General features: G+C 60.9%; 15 protein-coding genes and 1 tRNA gene. 9 read left to right on the forward strand and 7 right to left on the reverse strand.

The genetic code is table 11. The features are described 5' to 3' along the window. The first annotated feature begins 280 nt into the window (after positions 1-280). The 4 genes from VGB22_09870 to lepB all read left to right on the forward strand — a co-directional run bounded on the left by VGB22_09870 (position 281) and on the right by lepB (position 4,404). Positions 281-1,174, forward strand: a complete 894-nt coding sequence (locus tag VGB22_09870; protein HEX9751576.1) for a peptidylprolyl isomerase — start codon at positions 281-283, stop codon at positions 1,172-1,174. Positions 1,175-1,280: 106 nt separating this feature from the next. Further along, entirely contained in the window at positions 1,281-2,492 is a 1,212-nt protein-coding gene (locus tag VGB22_09875; GenBank protein ID HEX9751577.1) for a 1-deoxy-D-xylulose-5-phosphate reductoisomerase, read from the forward strand. Between the two features lie 22 nt (positions 2,493-2,514). Beyond that, the gene (gene rseP, locus VGB22_09880) at positions 2,515-3,582 is read left to right on the forward strand and encodes an RIP metalloprotease RseP (protein ID HEX9751578.1); all 1,068 of its coding nucleotides are present in this window, start codon (positions 2,515-2,517) and stop codon (positions 3,580-3,582) included. An 81-nt stretch (positions 3,583-3,663) separates the two neighbouring features. Further along, positions 3,664-4,404, forward strand: coding sequence for a signal peptidase I (gene lepB / locus VGB22_09885; protein HEX9751579.1), 741 nt, complete (start codon positions 3,664-3,666; stop codon positions 4,402-4,404). 31 nt (positions 4,405-4,435) lie between these two features. On the opposite strand, the gene VGB22_09890 is transcribed toward lepB, so the two are convergent. From VGB22_09890 to VGB22_09915, 6 genes are all read right to left on the reverse strand, one after another. After that, positions 4,436-5,866, reverse strand: coding sequence for a sigma-54 dependent transcriptional regulator (locus VGB22_09890; protein ID HEX9751580.1), 1,431 nt, complete (start codon positions 5,864-5,866; stop codon positions 4,436-4,438). Positions 5,867-5,986: 120 nt separating this feature from the next. Continuing rightward, complete coding sequence (locus VGB22_09895; GenBank protein HEX9751581.1) at positions 5,987-8,137, reverse strand: GAF domain-containing protein; 2,151 nt, start codon at positions 8,135-8,137, stop codon at positions 5,987-5,989. Positions 8,138-8,262: 125 nt separating this feature from the next. Further along, the gene (locus VGB22_09900) at positions 8,263-8,679 is read right to left on the reverse strand and encodes a cytochrome c maturation protein CcmE (protein ID HEX9751582.1); all 417 of its coding nucleotides are present in this window, start codon (positions 8,677-8,679) and stop codon (positions 8,263-8,265) included. Between the two features lie 99 nt (positions 8,680-8,778). Further along, complete coding sequence (gene ccsA / locus VGB22_09905) at positions 8,779-9,456, reverse strand: cytochrome c biogenesis protein CcsA (GenBank protein ID HEX9751583.1); 678 nt, start codon at positions 9,454-9,456, stop codon at positions 8,779-8,781. A 102-nt stretch (positions 9,457-9,558) separates the two neighbouring features. After that, entirely contained in the window at positions 9,559-10,218 is a 660-nt protein-coding gene (locus tag VGB22_09910) for a heme exporter protein CcmB (protein HEX9751584.1), read from the reverse strand. Further along, positions 10,211-10,867: an ABC transporter ATP-binding protein gene (locus VGB22_09915; GenBank protein ID HEX9751585.1), complete on the reverse strand. Its 657-nt coding sequence runs from the start codon at positions 10,865-10,867 to the stop codon at positions 10,211-10,213. The genes VGB22_09910 and VGB22_09915 overlap by 8 nt, the downstream gene beginning before the upstream one ends. Before the next feature lie 217 nt (positions 10,868-11,084). Here VGB22_09915 and VGB22_09920 point away from each other — a divergent pair, with 217 nt between their 5' ends. Continuing rightward, positions 11,085-14,003, forward strand: a complete 2,919-nt coding sequence (locus VGB22_09920; GenBank protein ID HEX9751586.1) for a FlgO family outer membrane protein — start codon at positions 11,085-11,087, stop codon at positions 14,001-14,003. 46 nt (positions 14,004-14,049) lie between these two features. Here the strand turns inward: VGB22_09920 and VGB22_09925 are convergent. Beyond that, positions 14,050-14,124: transfer RNA gene (locus VGB22_09925), tRNA-Glu, on the reverse strand. Between the two features lie 223 nt (positions 14,125-14,347). Here VGB22_09925 and def point away from each other — a divergent pair. From def to miaB, 4 genes are read left to right on the forward strand one after another with little or no spacing between them, the layout of a single operon-like run. After that, positions 14,348-14,887 carry a peptide deformylase gene (gene def / locus VGB22_09930; protein ID HEX9751587.1) on the forward strand — a complete coding sequence of 180 codons (540 nt, stop codon included), beginning with the start codon at positions 14,348-14,350 and terminating at the stop codon, positions 14,885-14,887. A gap of 17 nt (positions 14,888-14,904) precedes the next feature. After that, positions 14,905-17,727 carry a TIGR03960 family B12-binding radical SAM protein gene (locus VGB22_09935; GenBank protein ID HEX9751588.1) on the forward strand — a complete coding sequence of 941 codons (2,823 nt, stop codon included), beginning with the start codon at positions 14,905-14,907 and terminating at the stop codon, positions 17,725-17,727. After that, a complete protein-coding gene (mtaB, locus tag VGB22_09940) occupies positions 17,724-19,043 on the forward strand; it encodes a tRNA (N(6)-L-threonylcarbamoyladenosine(37)-C(2))-methylthiotransferase MtaB (protein HEX9751589.1) in 1,320 nt (439 codons plus the stop codon). Before VGB22_09935 ends, mtaB begins: the two co-directional genes overlap by 4 nt. A 17-nt stretch (positions 19,044-19,060) precedes the next feature. After that, the gene (gene miaB / locus VGB22_09945; GenBank protein ID HEX9751590.1) at positions 19,061-20,446 is read left to right on the forward strand and encodes a tRNA (N6-isopentenyl adenosine(37)-C2)-methylthiotransferase MiaB; all 1,386 of its coding nucleotides are present in this window, start codon (positions 19,061-19,063) and stop codon (positions 20,444-20,446) included. Positions 20,447-20,504: the final 58 nt, after the last annotated feature.

Consider the following 20,504-nt stretch of genomic DNA (forward strand, 5'->3'; position numbering starts at 1 on the left):
CGACCGCCCAGCGGGGGGCCAATTTAGCACCCCATCGGGGCAGTCGCCACACAATCTACGATTCCGTTGGTCCGGCGCTGTCAAATTGGGCCTTTTGCACGCTGAAACCTGTCCAAATCATCTGCCAAATGCGTGGCACGTTCGGGCTTAGTCGGTGTATCACACACAGATCGGTCGTAGGTCCCCTTTTGGGGGGCGGACCGGGACTTTAGACCTTGCCTGCCGGTAGGGCGCCGGGTTTATTCCGCAGAACTCTGGACAGATTAAATGGAGGCAAAAGATGCGTAGGTTGAGAGTCTTCTTGGTGTTGGGTCTGATCGTTGGGTTTACGACGACGGCCGCATCGCAATCCGACACCGCAAAGGACACCACGATGAAGTCGGCCCCGTCCGAAGCACCGACAACGGCCGCGACGTCAGCACAGATGAGCGACACCGCCGGGAGAATCTCAGACACGGCGGCGAAGATAACGGATACGACGCCGAAGACGGCTGATACGGCGGCGGCTTCCGCCCAAGACGAGGCGCAGGACACGACGGTGTCTGAGGCGGTGCAGGAAGCCAAAGAAGCCGAGATGGAAGGCGCAACTGACCAGGGGGCCGCTGAGTCTCCGGACACGACCATGACAGAGGAGACGCCAATGACCGAGGCCGCCGATCCCAGCGCGCCGTACGCCGATGTCAAGTTTGCCAGCGGCGAAAAGCCGCGCATCCGCATGGAGACCTCAATGGGCACGGTCGTGCTGGAATTGTGGCCCGATGTCGCCCCAAAGCATTGCCAGAGCTTCGTCTACCTGACCAACAAGGGCTTCTACGACTCGCTGACCTTCCACCGCATCGTGCCGAATTACGTGATTCAGGGCGGCGACCCGGTCGGCAATGGCACTGGCGGTCCGGGCTACAATGTGCCCGCCGAGTTCAACAGCAATCTCCATGAGGACGGGGTCCTCTCGATGGCGCGCGCTCCCGATCCGAATTCCGCCGGTTCGCAATTCTTCATTTGCCTGGGACGGCTGACGTCGCTGGATAACCAATACACGGTCTTCGGCAAAGTGGTTGAGGGGTTGGACGTGGTGCACAAGATCGAAAAGGTCCCCGTCAACAACGAGCGCCCGGTGACCCCGGTCGTCATGACCAAAGTGGAAGTGGTCGCAGCGGCGGCTCCATCAGAGTGAGTATTGCTGCACCGACGGTTTATGCGGGCGGGCTGGTTGCCAAAACAGCCCGCCCGTTGTGTCTTATCATTGGGGAGCGTCTCGCGATCGCCGTTGTACGGATCAGATGAGTGATCCATTGAACATCTGCATTGTCGGGTCGACCGGATCCATCGGCCGAAGCACGCTGGAGGTTGTCCGGCGATACCGTGGCCGCCTGCGGGTCGTCGGTCTGACAGCCGGAACGAATGTCGAGAAGCTCATCGAGCAGGCGCTGGCGTTTCGACCCGAGATCGTGGCCATCCGCGACGAGGCCGGCTGCCGGCGGCTGCGCGATGCACTCGCGCACACGGACATCGTCGTCCTCAGCGGAGATGAGGGAGTCTGCTCGGTCGCTGCCCACGTCTCTGCCCGAACGACTGTCATCAGCGTCGTCGGTTTCGCCGGTGTCCGTCCGACGCTCGCTGCGATTACTGCCGGTAAGACCGTTGCTCTCGCCAATAAGGAATCGGTTGTTGCAGCGGGTCCGGTCGTGATGCCGCTGGCTCAAGAGCATCGGGTGCCGATCATTCCCATCGACTCAGAACATTCCGCGATCCATCAGTGCCTGCGGGTGGGCAGAACCGACGAGGTCGCACGCATTATCCTGACCGCGTCCGGCGGGCCGTTTCGACAACGTCCCGCAGGCGCCTTCGACACAATCACGCCACAGGAGGCGTTGGCGCATCCCACATGGCGCATGGGTCCGCGCATCACCATCGATTCGGCGACGCTGATGAACAAGGGATTTGAGATCATCGAGGCGGCCTGGCTCTTCGGCATCGATCCGGATCGCATCGATGTTGTCATTCATCCGCAGTCGATTGTACATTCTCTGGTGGAGTTTCATGACGGCTCCACCATGGCGCAGCTTGGCGCACCCGACATGACCGTTCCCATCGCCTACGCACTGTTCTATCCGGAGCGACCGGAGCCGACGGCGCGGCCTCCGATTTTCGATCCGCTGACGACGGCGCGGCTGGACTTTGAGCAACCCGATGCGGAGCGTTTTCCTGCTCTCGCACTGGCACGGCGGGCGCACGCCATGGGGGGGACCGGAGGCGCCGTGCTCAATGCCGCCGACGAGGTCGCGGTCGGGGCGTTCCTGAATGGGACGGTTCGGTTTCCACAAATCACGGAGTTCGTCTCGGATGCCTTGGATGCGCATCGAGTCCCCGGCACGATCGACATTGATGCTTTGGAAAATGCCGATCGCTGGGCACGGCAATATGTGACGTCACGAATTGAACAGCCGAAGCCACGCGCATCGCGTGAAACCCGGATCACCGAACTTCGTTAATGACTGGCATGGGAGCGCATACTTGACCACGGCATTGGCCGCCATCTTTGTGCTCGGAGTCCTCGTCTTCGTCCACGAACTGGGTCACTTTCTTGTGGCCAAGTGGGCGGGTATCAAGGTCGAGCGCTTCTCGCTGGGATTTCCGCCGAAGATGGTTGGGATTACCATCGGCGAAACCGAGTACTGCATCTCGTGGTTGCCATTGGGCGGGTACGTCAAGATGGCCGGTGAGAATCCGGAGGATGGCGAGTCGACCGGCGATCCGCGCGAGTTCATGTCCAAGAGCATCGGCGCGCGCGCGGCCGTCATTGTCGCCGGACCGCTGATGAACTTCATCGCTGCCATCCTGGCGTTTTCGCTGGTGTTAATGTTTTGGGGACGTCCCACGCTGGACACCGAACACGTTCTCATCGGCCCGGTGCTGGAAGGCAGCCCGGCCGACAGCATCGGTTTGCGCAACGGCGATGTGATCCTCGCCGTGGATCATGAGACCGTCGCGACGTTTGAAGAGATGGCGTCTCGGGTGCAAACGAGAGCCGGGCAGAGTCTTGAGTTGCTCTGGCGACGCGACGGAGAACTGTATTCGGCCATGATCACGCCCAAGACCGATACGTTGCGCGATTCCGCCGGTGCCGACAGCGTCATTGTGGGACGAATCGGTGTCGGGCTGGGGTACACCTACGAACCGGTCGGTGTCTTGGCGTCGATTGTCGAGGGGACCAAACAATCGATTACGGTCACCGCGACCATGTTCGGATTTCTGGGCGGACTGTTTTCCGGCGATGTCTCGATCAAGATGGTGTCGGGGCCCGTGGGCATCGTGCGCTTCGCCGGCACCGCCGCGCGCGAGGGATTCGACATGCTGCTGAATTTCATGGCGATTCTCTCGGTCAATCTGGCGATACTCAATGTGCTGCCGATCCCGATCCTCGACGGTGGCCATTTGGTGTTTCTGGCGATGGAGAAGCTGCGCGGACGACCGCTGACCATCCGGCAGCGGGCGATCGCGCAACAGGTCGGATTCGCGCTGTTGCTACTGCTGATTGTCACAGTGACGTATCACGATATTCTGCGGCTGCTCACGGGGTAGCGGAAACGAAGTCCCCGGCCGGAACCTATAAGGTCTTCCGCCGTACACAGATGCTGAGTGAACAATCGGAGATTGCCGACCATGACATCGACGACGAGTCAGAATCCGCCCCGCCCCAAAACCCCCGAACGCCACGGCTTCGGTCGTACGGTCTGGGAGTACACCAAATCGTTGGGTATCGCCCTGGTTCTGGCGATTGTGATCAAGACATCGATCGTGGAGGCGTACAAGATCCCGTCCGGTTCGATGGAAGACACGCTTCTGGTCGGCGACTTTCTGCTCGCCAACAAATTCGTGTATGGATCCCGGATACCCCTCCTGGACATCCGACTCCCGGCGTTGCGTGATCCGAAGCCCGGCGACGTTGTGATCTTCAAGTTTCCGCGCGACCCCTCGGTCAACTATATCAAGCGCTGCATCGCGACCGGGGGACAAACCGTCGAAGTTCGCAACAAACGTCTCTATGTCGACGGCGACTATGTGCCCTTGCCCCCGGAGGGAAAGTACACCAGCGGCGAACAGATCGAACCGGCGGGGCGCAGCCCGCGCGACAACTTCGGCCCCTATACGGTTCCCGAAAACAGCTTCTTCATGATGGGGGACAACCGCGACAACTCATTTGACTCACGCTTCTGGCTGGCGGTGCCGCGCGATCTGATTCAGGGACAGGCGATGGTCATCCACTGGTCCTGGTCCCAGGACGAGGACGCGCCGGAGTGGACGTGGAGCAACCCGGCATCGCTGGCGGGTGCGCTGCTGTACAACAGCGTTCACTTCATCGAGAGAGTGCGATGGAACCGCTTCGGGCAGATCATTCGCTGATGCCCTTCGGCAGGAAACGCCGGAAGACGAATCACAGTTCGGTGTGGGACAGATCGTAGTCTTTAATCTTGTACAGCAGTGAACGGTAGCTGATTTCCAGTATCTCCGCCGCTTTACGGCGATTCCAGTTCACCTTCCTCAGCACCTCGGCAATCAGCCCGCGTTCCTCTCGTTCCACGGCGGCGGAGACGCGCTTTTTCAACGAGTACCCGAAGTCCTCCTGCGGCCCGGTGGGATTGAAGTTTCGCGCCGCCGCCTGAGTCCGCGGCCCGCGCGCCGCGCTGGTCAGCAGTTCTTCGATGATCGACTCGTCGCTGCGGACGACAACCTGTTTGATCAAGTTTTCCAATTGGCGGACGTTTCCGGGCCACGCGTATTCCATCAGCTTGCGCATCGTTGTCGCCGACAGACCCGGCAGCGACCGATTGTAAACACCGTTGTACTTATCGAGAAAGAACTGCATCAGCAGCGGAATGTCTTCGACACGCTCCCGCAGCGGCGGCAGCGTAACCGTGACCTCGTTGAGGCGGTAGTACAAATCCTCGCGCATGGCGCGCTCGGCGATGGCGTCTTCCAGGTCGCGGTTGGTGGCGCAGACGATGCGAACATCGACTTTGATCGTGGTCAGTCCGCCGACGCGGACGAATTCCTGCTGCTCAAGCACCTGCAAAAGCTTCGGCTGCAATTCTAACGGCATGTCGCCGATCTCATCGAGAAACATCGTGCTTTTGTCGGCGGTCTCAAAGCGCCCCGGTTTGGTCTTGTGCGCGCCGGTGAAGGCGCCGCGCTCGTAGCCGAACAACTCGGCTTCGAGCAAATCACGAGGAATCGCTGCACAGTTGACCTTGGTGAACTCGCGGTCGGATCGCGCGGACGCAGTATGGATCATGCGGGCGACGACTTCCTTGCCGGTGCCGCTCTCGCCGCGAATGAGCACCGTCAGATCGCTGTCGGCGATCTCGTCGAGCGTTTCTTTGACTCTTTGAATCACCGGTGAGTCGCCGACGAGATTCTCGAATCGGTTTTGCAGCCGTAGCTTCAGACGCGCGTTTTCATCGATGATTGCGACGCGCTCGAATGCCTTCTCCAGATGGATGGCCACTTCCTGCGAGTCGAACGGCTTGCTGATAAACTCCATGGCCCCAAGCTGGATCGCCGCGGCGACCGTATCCGATTCCCCGTGCCCGGAGAGCATGATGACGGGCAGAGATTCCTTGGCCGAACGCAGCCGTTCGAGAACATCCAGCCCCGACAGACCGGGCATCCGGACATCCAGCAGGATCAGGTCGGGATGCCGCTGCGAGGCCATCTGGATGCCCTCGTAGCCGTCGTTCGCTTCGAGAATCTCGTAACGGTCGGACAACTGCTCGGAGAGAATCCAACGGACCTTCGGGTCATCGTCGATGACCAGAATCTTGCGGCGATTCTCGTCCACCGCACCCTCGGCGGGTCCGCCGGGCATGGCCGAAGGTCCTCTTGGGAGGGTTGAATTCTTCTGCATCATTTGGATTATCGGCTGCCGCGTGTACGATCTGTACCAGATTCTGCAATCGGCCGCAGCCGCCCGCGATTCTGGGGATCGTCAGCGAACCGGGAAGCGAATCGTAAACGTCGTTCCCTGCCCCGGCGTGCTGGCGACACTGATCTGTCCGTCGAAGGCATTGACGATCCGTTGCACGATCGGCAGCCCCAGCCCGGTCCCGCTCTCTTTGGTGGAATAGTAACGTTCGAAGATGCGATCGAGCTCGCGTTGCGAGAGTCCCGGCCCCGTGTCGGCGATGGCGATGACGACCTGGTCGGTGCCGCCGTTGTATCCCGGTTCCGTATAGGCGAGAACCGTGAGCGTGCCGCCGTCGGACATCGCATCGACCGCGTTCATCAGCACGTTGAGGAGCGCTTCGGTCAGTTTATTGTCGTCGCAGAATATCGAGGGCAGCGTGGAGGGGATGTCAGGTCGAATCTCGATCCGGTTGCGCCGTGCCGACGACTCCGCCAGATCGATCGCGCGCAGGATGATGGGGCGCGGATCACGACGATGCGTGCGGTAGCGACGCGGATTGGAGAAGTCGACCAATTCCGTGACCAGTCCCGCCAGCCGCACGATCTCGCGCTCGGTGTCGGCGAGTATTTCGCGCGCCTTCGGGTTGGTCGGAAACTGCTGCATGAGCACCTGCAGACTGCCGCGGATGCTGGTCAGCGGCCGGCGCAAATCGTGTGAGATCTCCGAGATCATGTTGCCCATCGTGACCAGGCGCGACGCGTTCAGGAGCGCACGCTGCCGCTCGAATATGCGCTCGGCCTGTGCGCCGACCAGCTCGGCCAGGCGACGTTCTTCTTCCGTGAAGGGCCGGTCATTATGGCGGATGATCGCAAAGACGCCCAACGGCTGGTCGGCCGATCGCACGGGGACGGTCAGCAATGCCCCGGCCTCCGGCTTCCATTCGGCCTGTGCGAGTGCCCGCGCCACTGCGCCCTCGCAAGTTTCGTGATCGTTTACGGTATTCGGCTCCAGCGCCTCGGACATCGGGACCGACGCATACTCTCCCGCCGGATGCAACGTGTCGGTATCCAGCCGCAGGATCTGCTCGGCCTGATCCCAACGCCACCACTGCAGGCAATCCGACAACAAGAGGTCATCGAATGCGGCGAAGACGGCCATCACCATCTGTCCGGTGCGTTCGACACGCGACAGCCGTTCGGCGAGCAAGTGGATCGCCGAGACTTCGTTGAGTCGCTGTCGCAACTCCTGATAATGACGGGCGTCGTCGATGGCGATAGCGACTTGCGACGCCAGCGTTGCCAGCAATCGCAAATCATCGGGGCAGAATGCGGTTCGATTCAGCCGATCGGAAAGACAGATGACGCCGAGCGTTGAGTTGGGCGTCTTCAACGGCGCCGCGATGAGCGACTTGGTCTCGAATTGCGGCCGGTTCTTGTGCCCGAATCGTTCGTCCGTTTCGACGTCTTCGACAAGGATCGGCTCGCCGCTGGCGGCCACCAGCCCGGCCACCGACGATCCCAGCGGTATCTCGACCTGCGGGAAGCGCGTTGCATAGGCGCCGGTTGCCGCCTCGACCGTCAGCACGTCGCGTTCGCGGTCCAGCAACAAAATCGACCCGTACCCGGCCCCGACAACGGCCGTTGCCCGTCTGAGAATCGACTCGAGCAGTTCCGGAAGCTCGGCCGTGCTCGACAAGGTCTGTGATACTTCGTGGATGGCATTGAGCTCGGCGACGCGGCGACGGAGCCCGTCGTTGGCACTCGTCAACTGTACCGTCAGTTCGAGCTGGGTCGCATATAGACGTCGCTGCTGCGTCGCGCGCCGGATTACCGAGCGCAGATTGTTTGCATTGATCGGTTTGAGGAGACAATCGTAGATGTGCAGCCCGACCGTATTCATGACTGCCTCGGTGTCATCCGCCGATGAAACGACGATCAGCGGCAGCCAGGCGTCGAGATTGCGCAGGTTCTCAATCAATCCCTCCAGCCGGGAGCGGGCGGACTCCGAATCGATCAGCACGACATCGATGGGACAATCAGCTTGTTGGACGGTTTGCAATGCGGCGGCCGGATTCCCGGATCGCAAGAGCGTGTGCCCGTCGGCCTGCAGTATCTCGGACATCCGCACGCCCGCCGGCGAGTCGCCGCAGACGAACAGAACACGGCTGCGCGCCGATTGCATGTCTGTGCCCGTGAAAGGGACCGGGGCGACTGGCTGTAGCGGTTGTGGCATGCCGATAACGGTGTCCCACGCGGAGGACACCCCTGATCTTTATCGGCTGATTACGGTCGGGACCCGACACCGGGACGCGCCGTCAGGACGCGCTAAGACGGAGCGGTACAACAGCAGGAAGGCGGCTACACAGAGTCTGAGACGGCGGGTGAGGCGTGCGGATTCTCCTCCTCGGCCTCTTCTAAGCCCTGGTATTTGGACGGGCATTTGACAAGGAGCTGTTCGGCGACAAAAGTCCCGTGCTCAAATCGGCCGCGACAGACGACATCTTTGGCCTGATCGAAGTTCCCCGGCGTGACACCCTGGTACGCCACCGGCATCATGTGCCCCTCTTCATCGACGATGGAAAAGTGCAATGTCCCGTTGGCGTGGTCGTACCGCACTTGGTCCTTGTCGATCTCTCCCATGACCTGGCACGATCGATCCAACCCCTTGGCTTGGGCGATGCTGACGTACGGCGTCACCGACCCGCGAAAGGCCACCGCGGCAACTGCGCCGCAAACCGCGATGATGGAGAGACCGACAACGTAACGCTTGTTCATTCCGAGTCCTTTCGTCTGTTGATACGACGGTCGACGCGCAGAAGATACCAAACGACGCCTGTCCATGTCACCAGGACTGCCACCATCGCGGACATTGTGTCATTCATCGGTTGCCGCTCCAACTGTATCGCCCACCCTCGCCGCGGCTGTTCCAAGATCAAGCAGCCATACGTAGAGTAATGCAAATCCGATTATTGAACTGGCAAAAACCGCTCCCACGGCTCCGGACATGTTGGAACTGCCGGCCGAGAGGACCACTTGATTGGCATCACCGTGCAAAGAGGTATAAAGCCGGGGGAGCACGAAATACAAGAACGGTGAGATGGCTCCGGCCATGATCAGATAGACTGCGGACAGACGGCGTCGGACTTCGACATCACCCGTGGCCTGTCTGAGGGCAAAAAACGCCCCGTAGATGAGGATCATCACAAAGAGAAACAACTGACGCGGATCCCAGTTCCAATAGGCGCCCCATGCCTGCCGCGCCCACAAGGCACCGGTGATACTGGCGACGATGGAGAAGGTCAGTCCCAGTTCTGCCGAGGTCGCCGCCCGATGGTCGTGAGACACCCGACGCGTACGCAGGTATGAGACTCCGTAAACGGCGGCCACGATGAACGCGACAAACGACATTTGTGCCATCGGGACGTGGAAGAAGAAGATACGTGAAGCCTCCTTGCCCGATTGCATGGAAGCCAGCGGCGGCGGCATCGTAAACGCCAGCACGACCACCGCCGTGATCAGCACGATCGCGCCTGCGCGAATCAAATCCATCATGAGGTCATTATCCCGTCATGTCACGACGCCCGGTCGCCCGGTGTCACAATTATACTCTAAAAACCGGATGATCTCTGTCAACATATGCCGGATTTGACAGCTTCATCCTCGCCATACGAACGGAAACAACAGCCATCCAGCCGTCGTGGTCACGACCGCGTAAGCCCCCAGCACCATCAACGAGTCGCCGACCGACGAGCCGGGGTCACCGCCGAGCGCAAATTCGGTCGCACGGATCGCTACAATCAACAAGGGGAGAAGCAGCGGCAGCGCCAGAACTGAAAAGAGCGCCCCACGAACGTTTGCGGCGGCAACCACGGCGCCCAGCAGTGTCACGATTGAGACCAGGCCGACGCCACCGAGAGCCATTGTGACCGACCAGACTATCCAATCGTCAACCGTCAGCCCAAGCAGGAGGGGCGAGAGCAGCGACAAAATCACCTGCAGACCGATCACCAGAACCATGTTAAATGCCCACTTGCCGAAGAAAACGGCATCGGCCGAGGCGGTCAGCTTCAAAAACGTCTCTGTCTTAGTCTCCGATTCTTTGACAAACGCATGGGCCAACGATGACAGCGCCGAAAACATCGTGATAATCCACACAAACACAGCCGCCCACATCGGAGTCAGTCCGATGCCGCCCGACGCAAACGACAAAGCCGCCATCGTCGCCAGCGCAAAAAGCAATAGCCCGTTGAGCGCATAGCGGGTCCTGCACTCCGACCGCAGATCCTTCTGGAAGATCGCCAAAAACTCAATCATCGGTTTCCCAGCCGCCAACCGGACCCATGCGCACACGCCGTGAGGCACGGCGGGCCTCCGCGACGTCGTTGGTGGCAAACAGGATCGCAGCCCCGCTCGCCAGCGCCTGGCGCCACACGAGCTCGACTCCCTCCGGATCGAGACCAGTGGTCGGCTCATCGAGGAGCAACAGGGAGGGTCGCTTCAGGAGTGCCACGCACAACTTGAGACGTTGCTTCATTCCCGATGAGTAGGTGGCGACACGTTCGTCGCCTCGCCCCGCCAATCCGAACTCAGCGAGTGCATCGCCCAACTGCTTGTAATCCTGGTGCATTCGACTGAGTCGAGCCGCCAACCTCAGGTTTTCCAACGCGGTGAGTTCATCGTAGAGAGCCAGATCCGCGGAGACCATGCCGACCGATTTGTGGAGACGATTCGACGACAAAACCTGCCCCGCGTAACGGTGCGATACTGAGCCGCTGTCGGGACGCGTCAATCCCGCAATTATTCTCAGGAATGTCGATTTTCCCGATCCGTTTGGCCCGACGACCGCAACCAGCTCGCCCGGCGCCGCGGTCAGATTGATGTCGTGGCAGATGACCCGGCGGCCATAGGATTTTGAGAGATTCTCGACTTCGAGATTGTAGTTGGTCACCGGTCCCGTTCCCATCGCCACCTCCGATTCGGCCCCGGCAGACCTACGCGGACCTGAAGGTCACCCAATGTACTGTGAGCCGCTCGCGATGAAAAGGGAACACCCACGCGGTTGTTCCTCGTATCATGGGACAGCCATTGCACGCTGGCGACCGGGTTCTTGACAAACCGGACGTCGGTAAGGTGATTGGGCCGGCAAGCGATAGTCGGGGGCCATCAGAACAAGGCGATCGATGCCAGAGAAAAGCCTCGTCGGACAGACAATTAAGCACTACGAGATTACCGAACGGCTCGGCGCTGGCGGGATGGGCGAGGTCTATCTGGCCACCGATGCCAAGCTGAGACGCAAAGTTGCGCTGAAATTCCTGCCACGTGAATTCGCCGACGATCCCGAACGCCGTCGTCGTTTGGAGATCGAAGCCACATCGGCGTCGTCGCTGGATCACCCGAACATCATGACGATTTACGAGATCGACGAGTGCGACGGTCGGCCGTTCATCGCGATGTCGTATGTCGAAGGCATGACGCTGCGCGAGACAATCGACGCGGGCGTCACGCTCGAAGACGCGGTGCGCTACGGTGTGCAGTTGGCCGCCGCATTGGCCGCGGCCCACGCACAGGGCATCGTCCACCGCGATGTCAAACCCGCCAACGTCATCATCGGCAACGACCGCCGTCTGCGGCTGGCCGACTTTGGGCTCGCGCGCCTGAAGGAGTCCTCGGGGATCACCACCGAGGGGAGCACAGTCGGCACGGTGGGCTACATGTCCCCGGAGCAGGCGCAGGGAATGGCCGTCGACAGCCGTTCCGATGTTTTCTCACTCGGAGTCATCCTCTACGAGATGTTGGCCAGGGAGCGGCCGTTTGCGGCGGAACATGCCGCCGCGGCACTGTATTCCATCGTACACGAGAATCCCCAGCCGCTACGGGATCGTAATCCTGATGTCCCACCCGAACTGGCCGCCATCGTCGAACGAGCATTGGTGAAGGATCCTCGCGGACGGTTCGCGGACGGGTCGGAAATCGAGTCCGCATTGCGTCTGTCCGCGCAGTCGCTGGAGATTTCCCGATTGTCATCGGGCAACATTGCCGCCTTCAAAGCGGCGCGTCGTACACGGATCGGCTGGGCGGTCGCGGGTGTGACCGCCATCCTCATTGGATTGGCCGGGGCCGCTCTGGGGCTGATACCGGCAGTCATCTCGCCGCAGACCGAGACGGCGCAGGCGAGTCTGAGCACCGTCGCCGTCATGCGATTCGAGAACTTAAGCGAAGCCGATGATCCCGATCGCCTGGGCGATATCATCGCCGAACTGCTGACGACCGATCTGTCCGGTTCATCCTACGTCACCGTCGTTTCCAGCCAATTGCTCTTTGATCTGATGCGCAAAGAATCGCCCGAGCGCGCCGCCGCCGATCGCGCGACCGACCTGCGTGTGGCGCGCCGCGCCGGTGCCGATCGCATGCTGACCGGTTCGCTGTCACGGCTGGGAGGACGCACGATCATCACGGCCCAGATCGTCGATTGCGAGTCCGGAGACGTGCTCGGGTCGGAAAGAGTCGACGGCGACGATGTCTTTGCGATGATCGACAACCTCTCGATCCGCATCAAACGTCGACTGGGTCTCACCGACGTTGAAGCGGCAGCGGGTGACATGCCCGTCGCCGAGGCGACCACGAGCGACCCTGAGGCGTACCGCGCCTATGTCAGCGGCATGGATCACTACCACGCCCTGGAGTGGCAGGAGGCGCACGAGGAGTTCGATCGCGCGCTGGCACGCGACTCGGGATTCGCGCTCGCCTACCTGCGCAAGGGGGTCGCCTACTTCTCCGATGGGCAGCAGGCAAGGGGATTTCAGACGATGGCGCAGGCCCGGCACCACATGGAGCGGACCACCGGGTGTGACCGGCTTATTTTTAAGGCGATGGTCGTCGAATGGTGCGGCAATCTGGACATGAAAGCGGCGATGAAAACGTTGAAGCAGGCGACCGTCGAGTTTCCGACCCAGAAAGAGGCGCCCTTCTGGGTGGCCAATTTCTCACTGGGAGAAAACCAGTTCGACTCGGCCATCCACTACTCGCAAAAGGCGCTCGCCCTGGACCCCGACTATCCCTTCGCGCTGTTGACGGAAACCGTGGCCCTGATCGAACAGCAGCGTTATTCCGAGGCGCGTCGTGTGGCGGAACACTTTCGCCAGGTGCGTCCGGAGGACGCATTGCCGTATGAGTTGCTCGGCGACATCTGGCGAAAAAAAGGCAACCTCGACTCAGCGCGTGTCTACTACATGCAGACGGTGACGGTCGCGCCCGACAGCCGCGACGGATACCGTGAAATGGCGCGCATTCACATGCTTCAGGGACGCCCTGATTCGGCCATCGCCTGGAGTGAGCGGATGCTGAAGCAGGACAATCCATTCACGCGCGTCGTCGCGCTGCGCAACATCGCTTCGATCCACAAGGCCTGGGGACGCTTTGACGAAGCGCTGAAGTACTACAAATGGTCCGACGCCCTTTGTGACTCCGCCGAGTTGAGGAATCAGCGTGCGGTCACGCACAACAGCATCGCCAGTCTGTACTTTGACGCCGACCACCTTGACGAGGCGGTTCGCTATGCGCAGGCGACCGCCGAGTTCGACACCATCAATCCGTCCGGGCTCTATTTTGAGGCATACATGCAGGCGATTCGCGGTAACAAGGAGCGTGCGCAGTTCCTGGTCGATTCGCTCAACGCCAAATGGACCGGCCGGTTCGAAGACTTCTTCCTGCAATCGGCCACTCACACGATCGCCGCACACGAGGCCGTCTTGTCCGGACGCTATCAAGTCGCGATCCAGGAGTTCCTCGAAGGGCGACGGCTGCGGCGAGACTCGACCGATGCCCGCATCTACCTCGGCGAAGCGTATCTGCTGGCCGGACAAATCGACGATGCCGTCCGCGAACTGGAAGCCAACCGCCGCGAGGCCGAAATCGAGTGGATTTCCGGCGAATACCTGCGCGGATTGTATCTGTTAGCCCAGGCCTATCAAGCCGACGGGCGCCAGCAGGATGCAGTCACCACGCTCGAACGGCTCCTCGCATTCTGGGGCGAAGCTGACTGGAATGTGCCGTGGATGCTAAACGCCAAGCGGCTATATGGCAGTCTGACCGCGCAGTGAGGCAACCTCATGTTGGGTCACCATCCCGCATTGTTCGCAGAATCAGCGTCCCCAACGAGATTCGAACTCGTGTTACCGCCGTGAAAGGGCGGTGTCCTAGACCGGGCTAGACGATGGGGACGCGCCGCTTCAGCCCGCCTTGGGCGTTCTGAGACCCGCCAGATAACCGCCCAACCGCTTGTCTGTCAAGCGGAATGCCGCCACGGAGCCGGTTCCCAAACGTGCCCGTCAGTGTGAGACCGTCTTGCGCCTCCGCCAAAACAGCGTTTGAACAACACATTATCGCATAATAGATTATCCGGCGGACGTGATCCGATCAAACAGGTCACGTTCACGGCATACCTATGGCCATCCTCAAAGTCGCCAAACTCGGACACCCGGTGCTGCGACGTGTCGCCGAACCGATCAAGTCCGGCGACATCGGCGACGCCGGCCTCCAGCGCCTGATCGAGGACATGTTCGAGACAATGGCCGAATACTCCGGCGTCGGACTGGCTGCGCCCCAGGTGCACCATTCGATTCGCCTGTTGGTGACCGAAGATATTCCCGACCCAGAGCGTGAAGGGAAACTTCTCGCGGTTCGCAGCGCGGTCATCAATCCGGAGATCACATTTCTGACCGACGAGCAGATCGCCTACTTCGAGGGTTGCCTGTCGATTCCCGATCTGCGCGGCCGCGTGCCGCGCATCCGGCACATCCGTCTGCGTGGCTTGGATCGCGAGGGTCAGCCCTTCGATCGCGAAGTCGAAGGATTTCCGGCGGTGGTGGTCCAGCACGAGGTCGACCATCTCAATGGAGTCGTTTTTCTTGATCGGATGACCGATTTGTCGACATTGACCTATCTGACGGAATATGACCGTTACTTTGCATCACAGGATTTGTAGTCACAGGCAGGAGTGAGATGACCACTCAGTTGGTAGCGGCCCAGCGCAGTCACACGCCCGTCGTTGACGACACCGCGTTCGCGCGTCTCCTCGATTCCGTCGAGAAACCGGCGCGGTATATCGGCGGCGAGCTGCATTGCGTGCGCAAAGACCCGGCGACGGTCCCGGTGCGTGTCTGCCTGGCGTTTCCCGATTCGTATGAAATCGGCATGTCGCATTTGGGGCTGCGCATTCTCTATGCGCACCTGAACAAAGACGAACGCATTTACGCCGAACGCGCCTACTGCCCGTTCCCCGACATGGAGGCGCAGTTGCGCACACACCAGTTGCCGCTGTTTTCCATCGAGACCCGCACTGCGCTGGGCGATTTCGGCGTCGTCGGTTTCTCGCTGCAGTCGGAGATGAGCAATTCCAATGTGCTGACCATGCTCGATCTGTCGTGCATCCCGCTCCGGCGAGAGGACCGTCGCGAGGGCGATCCGATCATCATGGCGGGCGGACCGGTCGTCTTCAATCCCGAGCCGATGAGCGATTTCATCGATGCGTTCCTGATCGGAGACGGCGAAGAAGCGTTCGCGCAGTTCCTCCTGCGCAACGATGCGCTCAAACGCGACGGCATCGTTCGCTCCGAACGCCTGCGCCTTCTCGCCGATCAAATCGACGGCATTTACATCCCGGCGCTGTACGATGTCGAAGTCGATCGCGGCACGGGGTTCCTTCACGTTCGTCCCACCGCTGGCGCGCCCTATCCGGTGCGCAAGGCGTTGCTCGACGATGTCAATCGCTTTCCGTTTCCGTCGGATATCCTCGTCCCGCAAAGCGAAATCGTGCACGACCGTGTGGCCGTCGAAATTGCGCGCGGCTGCACCGAGGGGTGCCGGTTCTGTCAGGCGGGGATCATCTATCGTCCGGTGCGCGAACGCACGCCGGAGTCGATCGTTAACACGATCATCGACGGGATCGACAAGACCGGTTTTGAAGAAGCGTCGCTGACCGCGCTGTCCACAGCCGATTATTCCTGCATCACCCCGTTGGCCAAGGCGGTCATGGCCGAACTGCAGATGCGACGCGCGGCCATGTCGGTATCGTCGCTGCGCGTTTACGGCGTCACCGAAGAGCTCGCGCGCGAGATCGCCAAGGTCCGCAAGACCGGGTTCACCATTGCGCCGGAGGCGGGCACGCAGCGCATGCGCGACGCGATCAACAAGGGCATCACCGACGAGAACATCGATACCGCGACCGAGATCGCCTTTGCCAACGGTTGGAAACGGCTCAAGCTTTATTTCATGATCGGACTCCCGACCGAAACCGACGAAGATGTAATCGGCATTGCCGAGACCGCCCTTCGGGTTTTGAAGATCGGCCAGAAACATGCCGGACGCGGTATCAAGATTGTCGTCTCCGTCTCGTCGCTGGTGCCCAAGGCGCACTCGACGTTCCAGTGGGTGCCGTTCAACGATCCCGCCGAACTCCTACGCAAGCAGCGAATGCTCGCCGAGCGTCTGCGTCCGTTTAAGGGCATCGATTTGAAGATGCACGAGGTCCGATTGTCGCGATTGGAAGCGGTATTCTCGCGCGGCGACCGGCGACTTGGCCGTGTCATCGAAACCGCGTGGCGTAAAGGCGCGCGTTTCGATGAATGGAGCGACTGGTTTAAGGAGGAAATCTGGCTTGAATCATTCGCCGCATGCGCCATCGATCCCGATCAATTCCTGCCCGCGCTGCCGACCGACGCGCCTCTGGTTTGGGACCACATCGATTCGCGCGTGACCAAAGAGTTTCTGCTGAAGGATTTGAAAAAGGGGCTCGCGTCGCGTTTCTGGCATCCGTGCGAAAAGCCGTATCTGCCCAAACGGCACAATCCGCCGAAGTCCAAAGACGGCATCACCAAGCTGGTCTGCTACGACTGCGGCGTCGATTGCGACTTAAAGAGCATCGCCATCGAACGCGATGTCGCCGCCGAGGAGGCCGGACGACTGGTAAGCGAAAAACTCGCATTACTGGAGCGCTCCGGCGCGCGCAACATCCCGATTCCCGTCGTGACCGATTCGGGCGAATTCCACGAGGGCTCCACGGGCGTGCGCGAGCGCGACACGGCCGGCTCCGCATCGCAGCCCTTTGAGCCGACCGCGGGGCCGTTGTATCGCCATCGCGTCTGCTACGCCAAGTCCGGGATGTCACGCTACCTGTCTCATCTCGATGTCGCGCGCGTGATCGACCGCGCGTCGCGTCGCGCCAAATGCCCGGTGGCCTACACCGGCGGTTTCCATCCGCATCCCAAGATTTCGTTCGGACCGGCCCTGCCGGTCGGTGTCGCCGGCGAGAGAGAAGTTTTCGATATCGAGCTGTACGAAGACTGGACGTGCGAGGAGTTGGCCGAACGGTTGCGCACGAATCTGCACGAGGGATTCCGGCTCCATGACGTGCGCCGCTTGCCGCCCGAGGCGGGCTCCATCGATTCGGTCGTCAATCGCTTCGAGTACCTTGTTCGCTTTGACACCGGCCAACTCGCCGGTTCAGGCGGAGCCGATGGCATCGCACACCGACTGTCGGAGCGCCTTTCCAACGGCGGCTGGCTGATCGAGCGCACGGTCAAAAACAGGCGCCGCTCGATCAACGCGGCGGAGTTTGTCGCCGACTCGAAGTTTGTCTGCGACAACGGCACGACAGACTGGCAACTGACGCTCGTCTCCAACGACGAAGGACGCTCCGTGCGACCACGCGAACTGGTCGAGTCGTTGTTTGCGGGCTGGCCAGAGGGCACGCAGATCACCCGATTGCGCATGGGGCTGCTTATCGACGGCCGCTGGGTCACGCCGATGGAGGCCGCGACCGCGTGATCCGTGCCGCGACTGCTCCCCAACGGCGGGCATCATTCTACACGCTCGGCTGCCGTCTGAATCACGCCGAGACCGCGCTGATCGCCCAACGCTTCGTTCAGGCGGGATACGCCATCGCCGAACACGGTGAGCCGGTCGATGTCGCGGTCATCCACACCTGCTCGGTGACCGAACGCGCCGATGCGCGGTGCCGTCAGGAGATCCGCAAAGTCCGACGCGGCTCCCCCGATGCGGTCGTCTGTGCGGTCGGCTGCTATGCGCAGGCCGAACCGGCGACGGTCGCGGCACTGGGCGGAGTCGATTTTGTCGTGGGCAATGACCGCAAATACGATCTGGTCAATCTGATCGGCGACGTCTCACCGAGGGACACACCGCGGATCGACGTGTCGCGCCGCGTCGACTTGACGTATGTCGAGTATCCTGTATCGGGATACTATGCCCGTGAAACCCGCGCCAACATCAAGATTCAGGACGGTTGTAATTTCTGCTGCGCGTTTTGCATCCTGCCGCGCATTCGCGGACGCGCCCAATCGCGACGGTTAGGGGACATCATAGCCGAAGGCCACGAACTGGCCCGACGCGGCCACAAAGAGCTGGTGATCACCGGCGTGAACATCGGCACTTATACGCATGACCGCTACACGATTGCCGATGTCGCACGCGCGCTCTCGGCGATTCCCGATGTGCAACGCGTACGCATTTCGTCGGTCGAACCCACGACCGTCAGCGATGACCTGCTCGACTGGATGGCGAACGACCCCAGGGCATGTCGTCACCTGCACCTGCCGTTGCAGGCCGGATCCGATTCGGTTCTGTCGAAAATGAAACGCGTGTACACCGTGAGCGACTACGTCCGCTTTATTGAGAAAGCGATGCGGATGATTCCCGATCTCGGATTGGGAACCGACATCATCGTCGGGCATCCCGGTGAGGGGGATGCGGAGTTCACCGAGTCAGTCCGTTTCGTCGAGGCAATGCCGTATTCATACCTGCACGTCTTCTCATACTCCGAGCGGCCCAAAACGGCGGCCGCATTTTATGATGACAAGATTGACCCTCGGGTGATCAAAGAGCGCTCCGAAATCATGCACGAGATCGGGCGGCGTAAGCGGCAGCAGTTCTTCGAACGCCATATCGGCCGCACCGTCGATGTCCTGTTCGAATCAGTCGACGATGACGGTTGGTGCAAGGGATTTACCGGCTCGTATGTCCGCGTCGGGATACTCGGCTCCGAGGCGCCGACCAATGAGATCCGTGCGGTGGAAGTTCAGGGGCGTACGGATGAGTATTGCTTGGGAGTGCTGAAGGCAGCGTGAAGAATAGCGGACTGACCATGACATCGACAATACTTCGGGCCCGCATCGATCCTGCTGAGACGTTCCCCGTGGGACCGATTCGATCATCGCGCGCAACCATCAACCTCCAGACCTTCGGCTGCCAGATGAACGAGTACGACTCGGAACTGGCGCGCTCGATTCTGCAAAAACGCGGCTACTCGTTCACAGACGACGAAGACGGCGCCGACATCGTCTTGTTCAACACCTGTGCGATTCGCGAGACAGCCCACACGCGCATCTATGCTCGTCTCGGGGACTTGGCCAACGAAAAGAAATCACGCGATGGTTTGGTCGTCGGCGTGCTGGGTTGTATGGCGCAGAATCTCAAAGAAGACATCCTCCTGCGTTTTCCCGCAGTCGATTTCATCTGCGGGCCGGATGCCTACCGGACCCTGCCCGACCTGATTGACCGCGCTCGCGGCTTGCGCGAACGCGGCGTGTCGATCGATCTTTCCGAGTACGAAACCTACGACGACATCGCGCCGACCCGCGTCGACGGCGTCAACGCCTGGATCGCAATCATGCGCGGCTGCGACAATTTCTGTACGTTCTGTGTCGTGCCGTACACGCGCGGACGCGAACGCTCGCGCGATCCCCACGGCGTTGTCGAGGAGACGCGCCGTCTGGCCGCCGACGGCTACAAGCAGGTGACTTTGCTGGGGCAGAATGTCAACTCATACAGGTTCGACGGCGCCGATTTCGCTGATTTGATGCTGCGTGTCGCCGAAGTGACCGGTATCCAACGGGTCCGCTTCACATCGCCGCATCCGAAAGACTTTCCGGCAAAGCTGCTCCACGTAATCGCCGATCACCCGCATCTCTGCAAACACATTCACCTGCCGCTGCAAGCGGGGTCCGATCGCGTGCTGCGCAAGATGAATCGCGACTACACACGGGCCGCCTTCCTGAAACTTGTCGATCAGATTCGCGCGATCATTCCCGATGTGACCCTGACGACCGACATCATCTGCGGCTTCCCGACCGAAACGCGTGAGGAATACCTCGAGACCGAGCGCGTGATGCGCGCCGTCGAATTCGACTCGGCCTTCATCTTCAAATACTCCGAACGCCAGGGCACCATCGCGCAGAAGCTCTGGAACGATGATGTCCCCGACGAGGATAAAGCAGAACGCGTGAGCCGTCTGGTCGCATTGCAGCGCGCAATCTCACTGGAGCGCCATCGCGCGATGATCGGCCGCACCGTCCGTGTCCTGATCGAAGGTGAGAGCCGCAAGCGCTCCAGCGAGTGGAAAGCCCGAACCGACGGCAACACGATCGTCGTTTTCGCCGATCCGTCGGCGGCAGTCGGCGATTTCCGCGACGTCCTCATCACCGATGCCACGCCCAACACGCTGTTGGGCCGTTGCGTCGATCGCAGTTAGACGGCGACCGGCACGTCCCCCTCGGTATCTCACTGTTCAATTCCTGAACACCTGTATC

The organism is Candidatus Zixiibacteriota bacterium (genome assembly GCA_036397555.1).
GTDB lineage: Bacteria > Zixibacteria > MSB-5A5 > WJJR01 > WJJR01 > DATKYL01.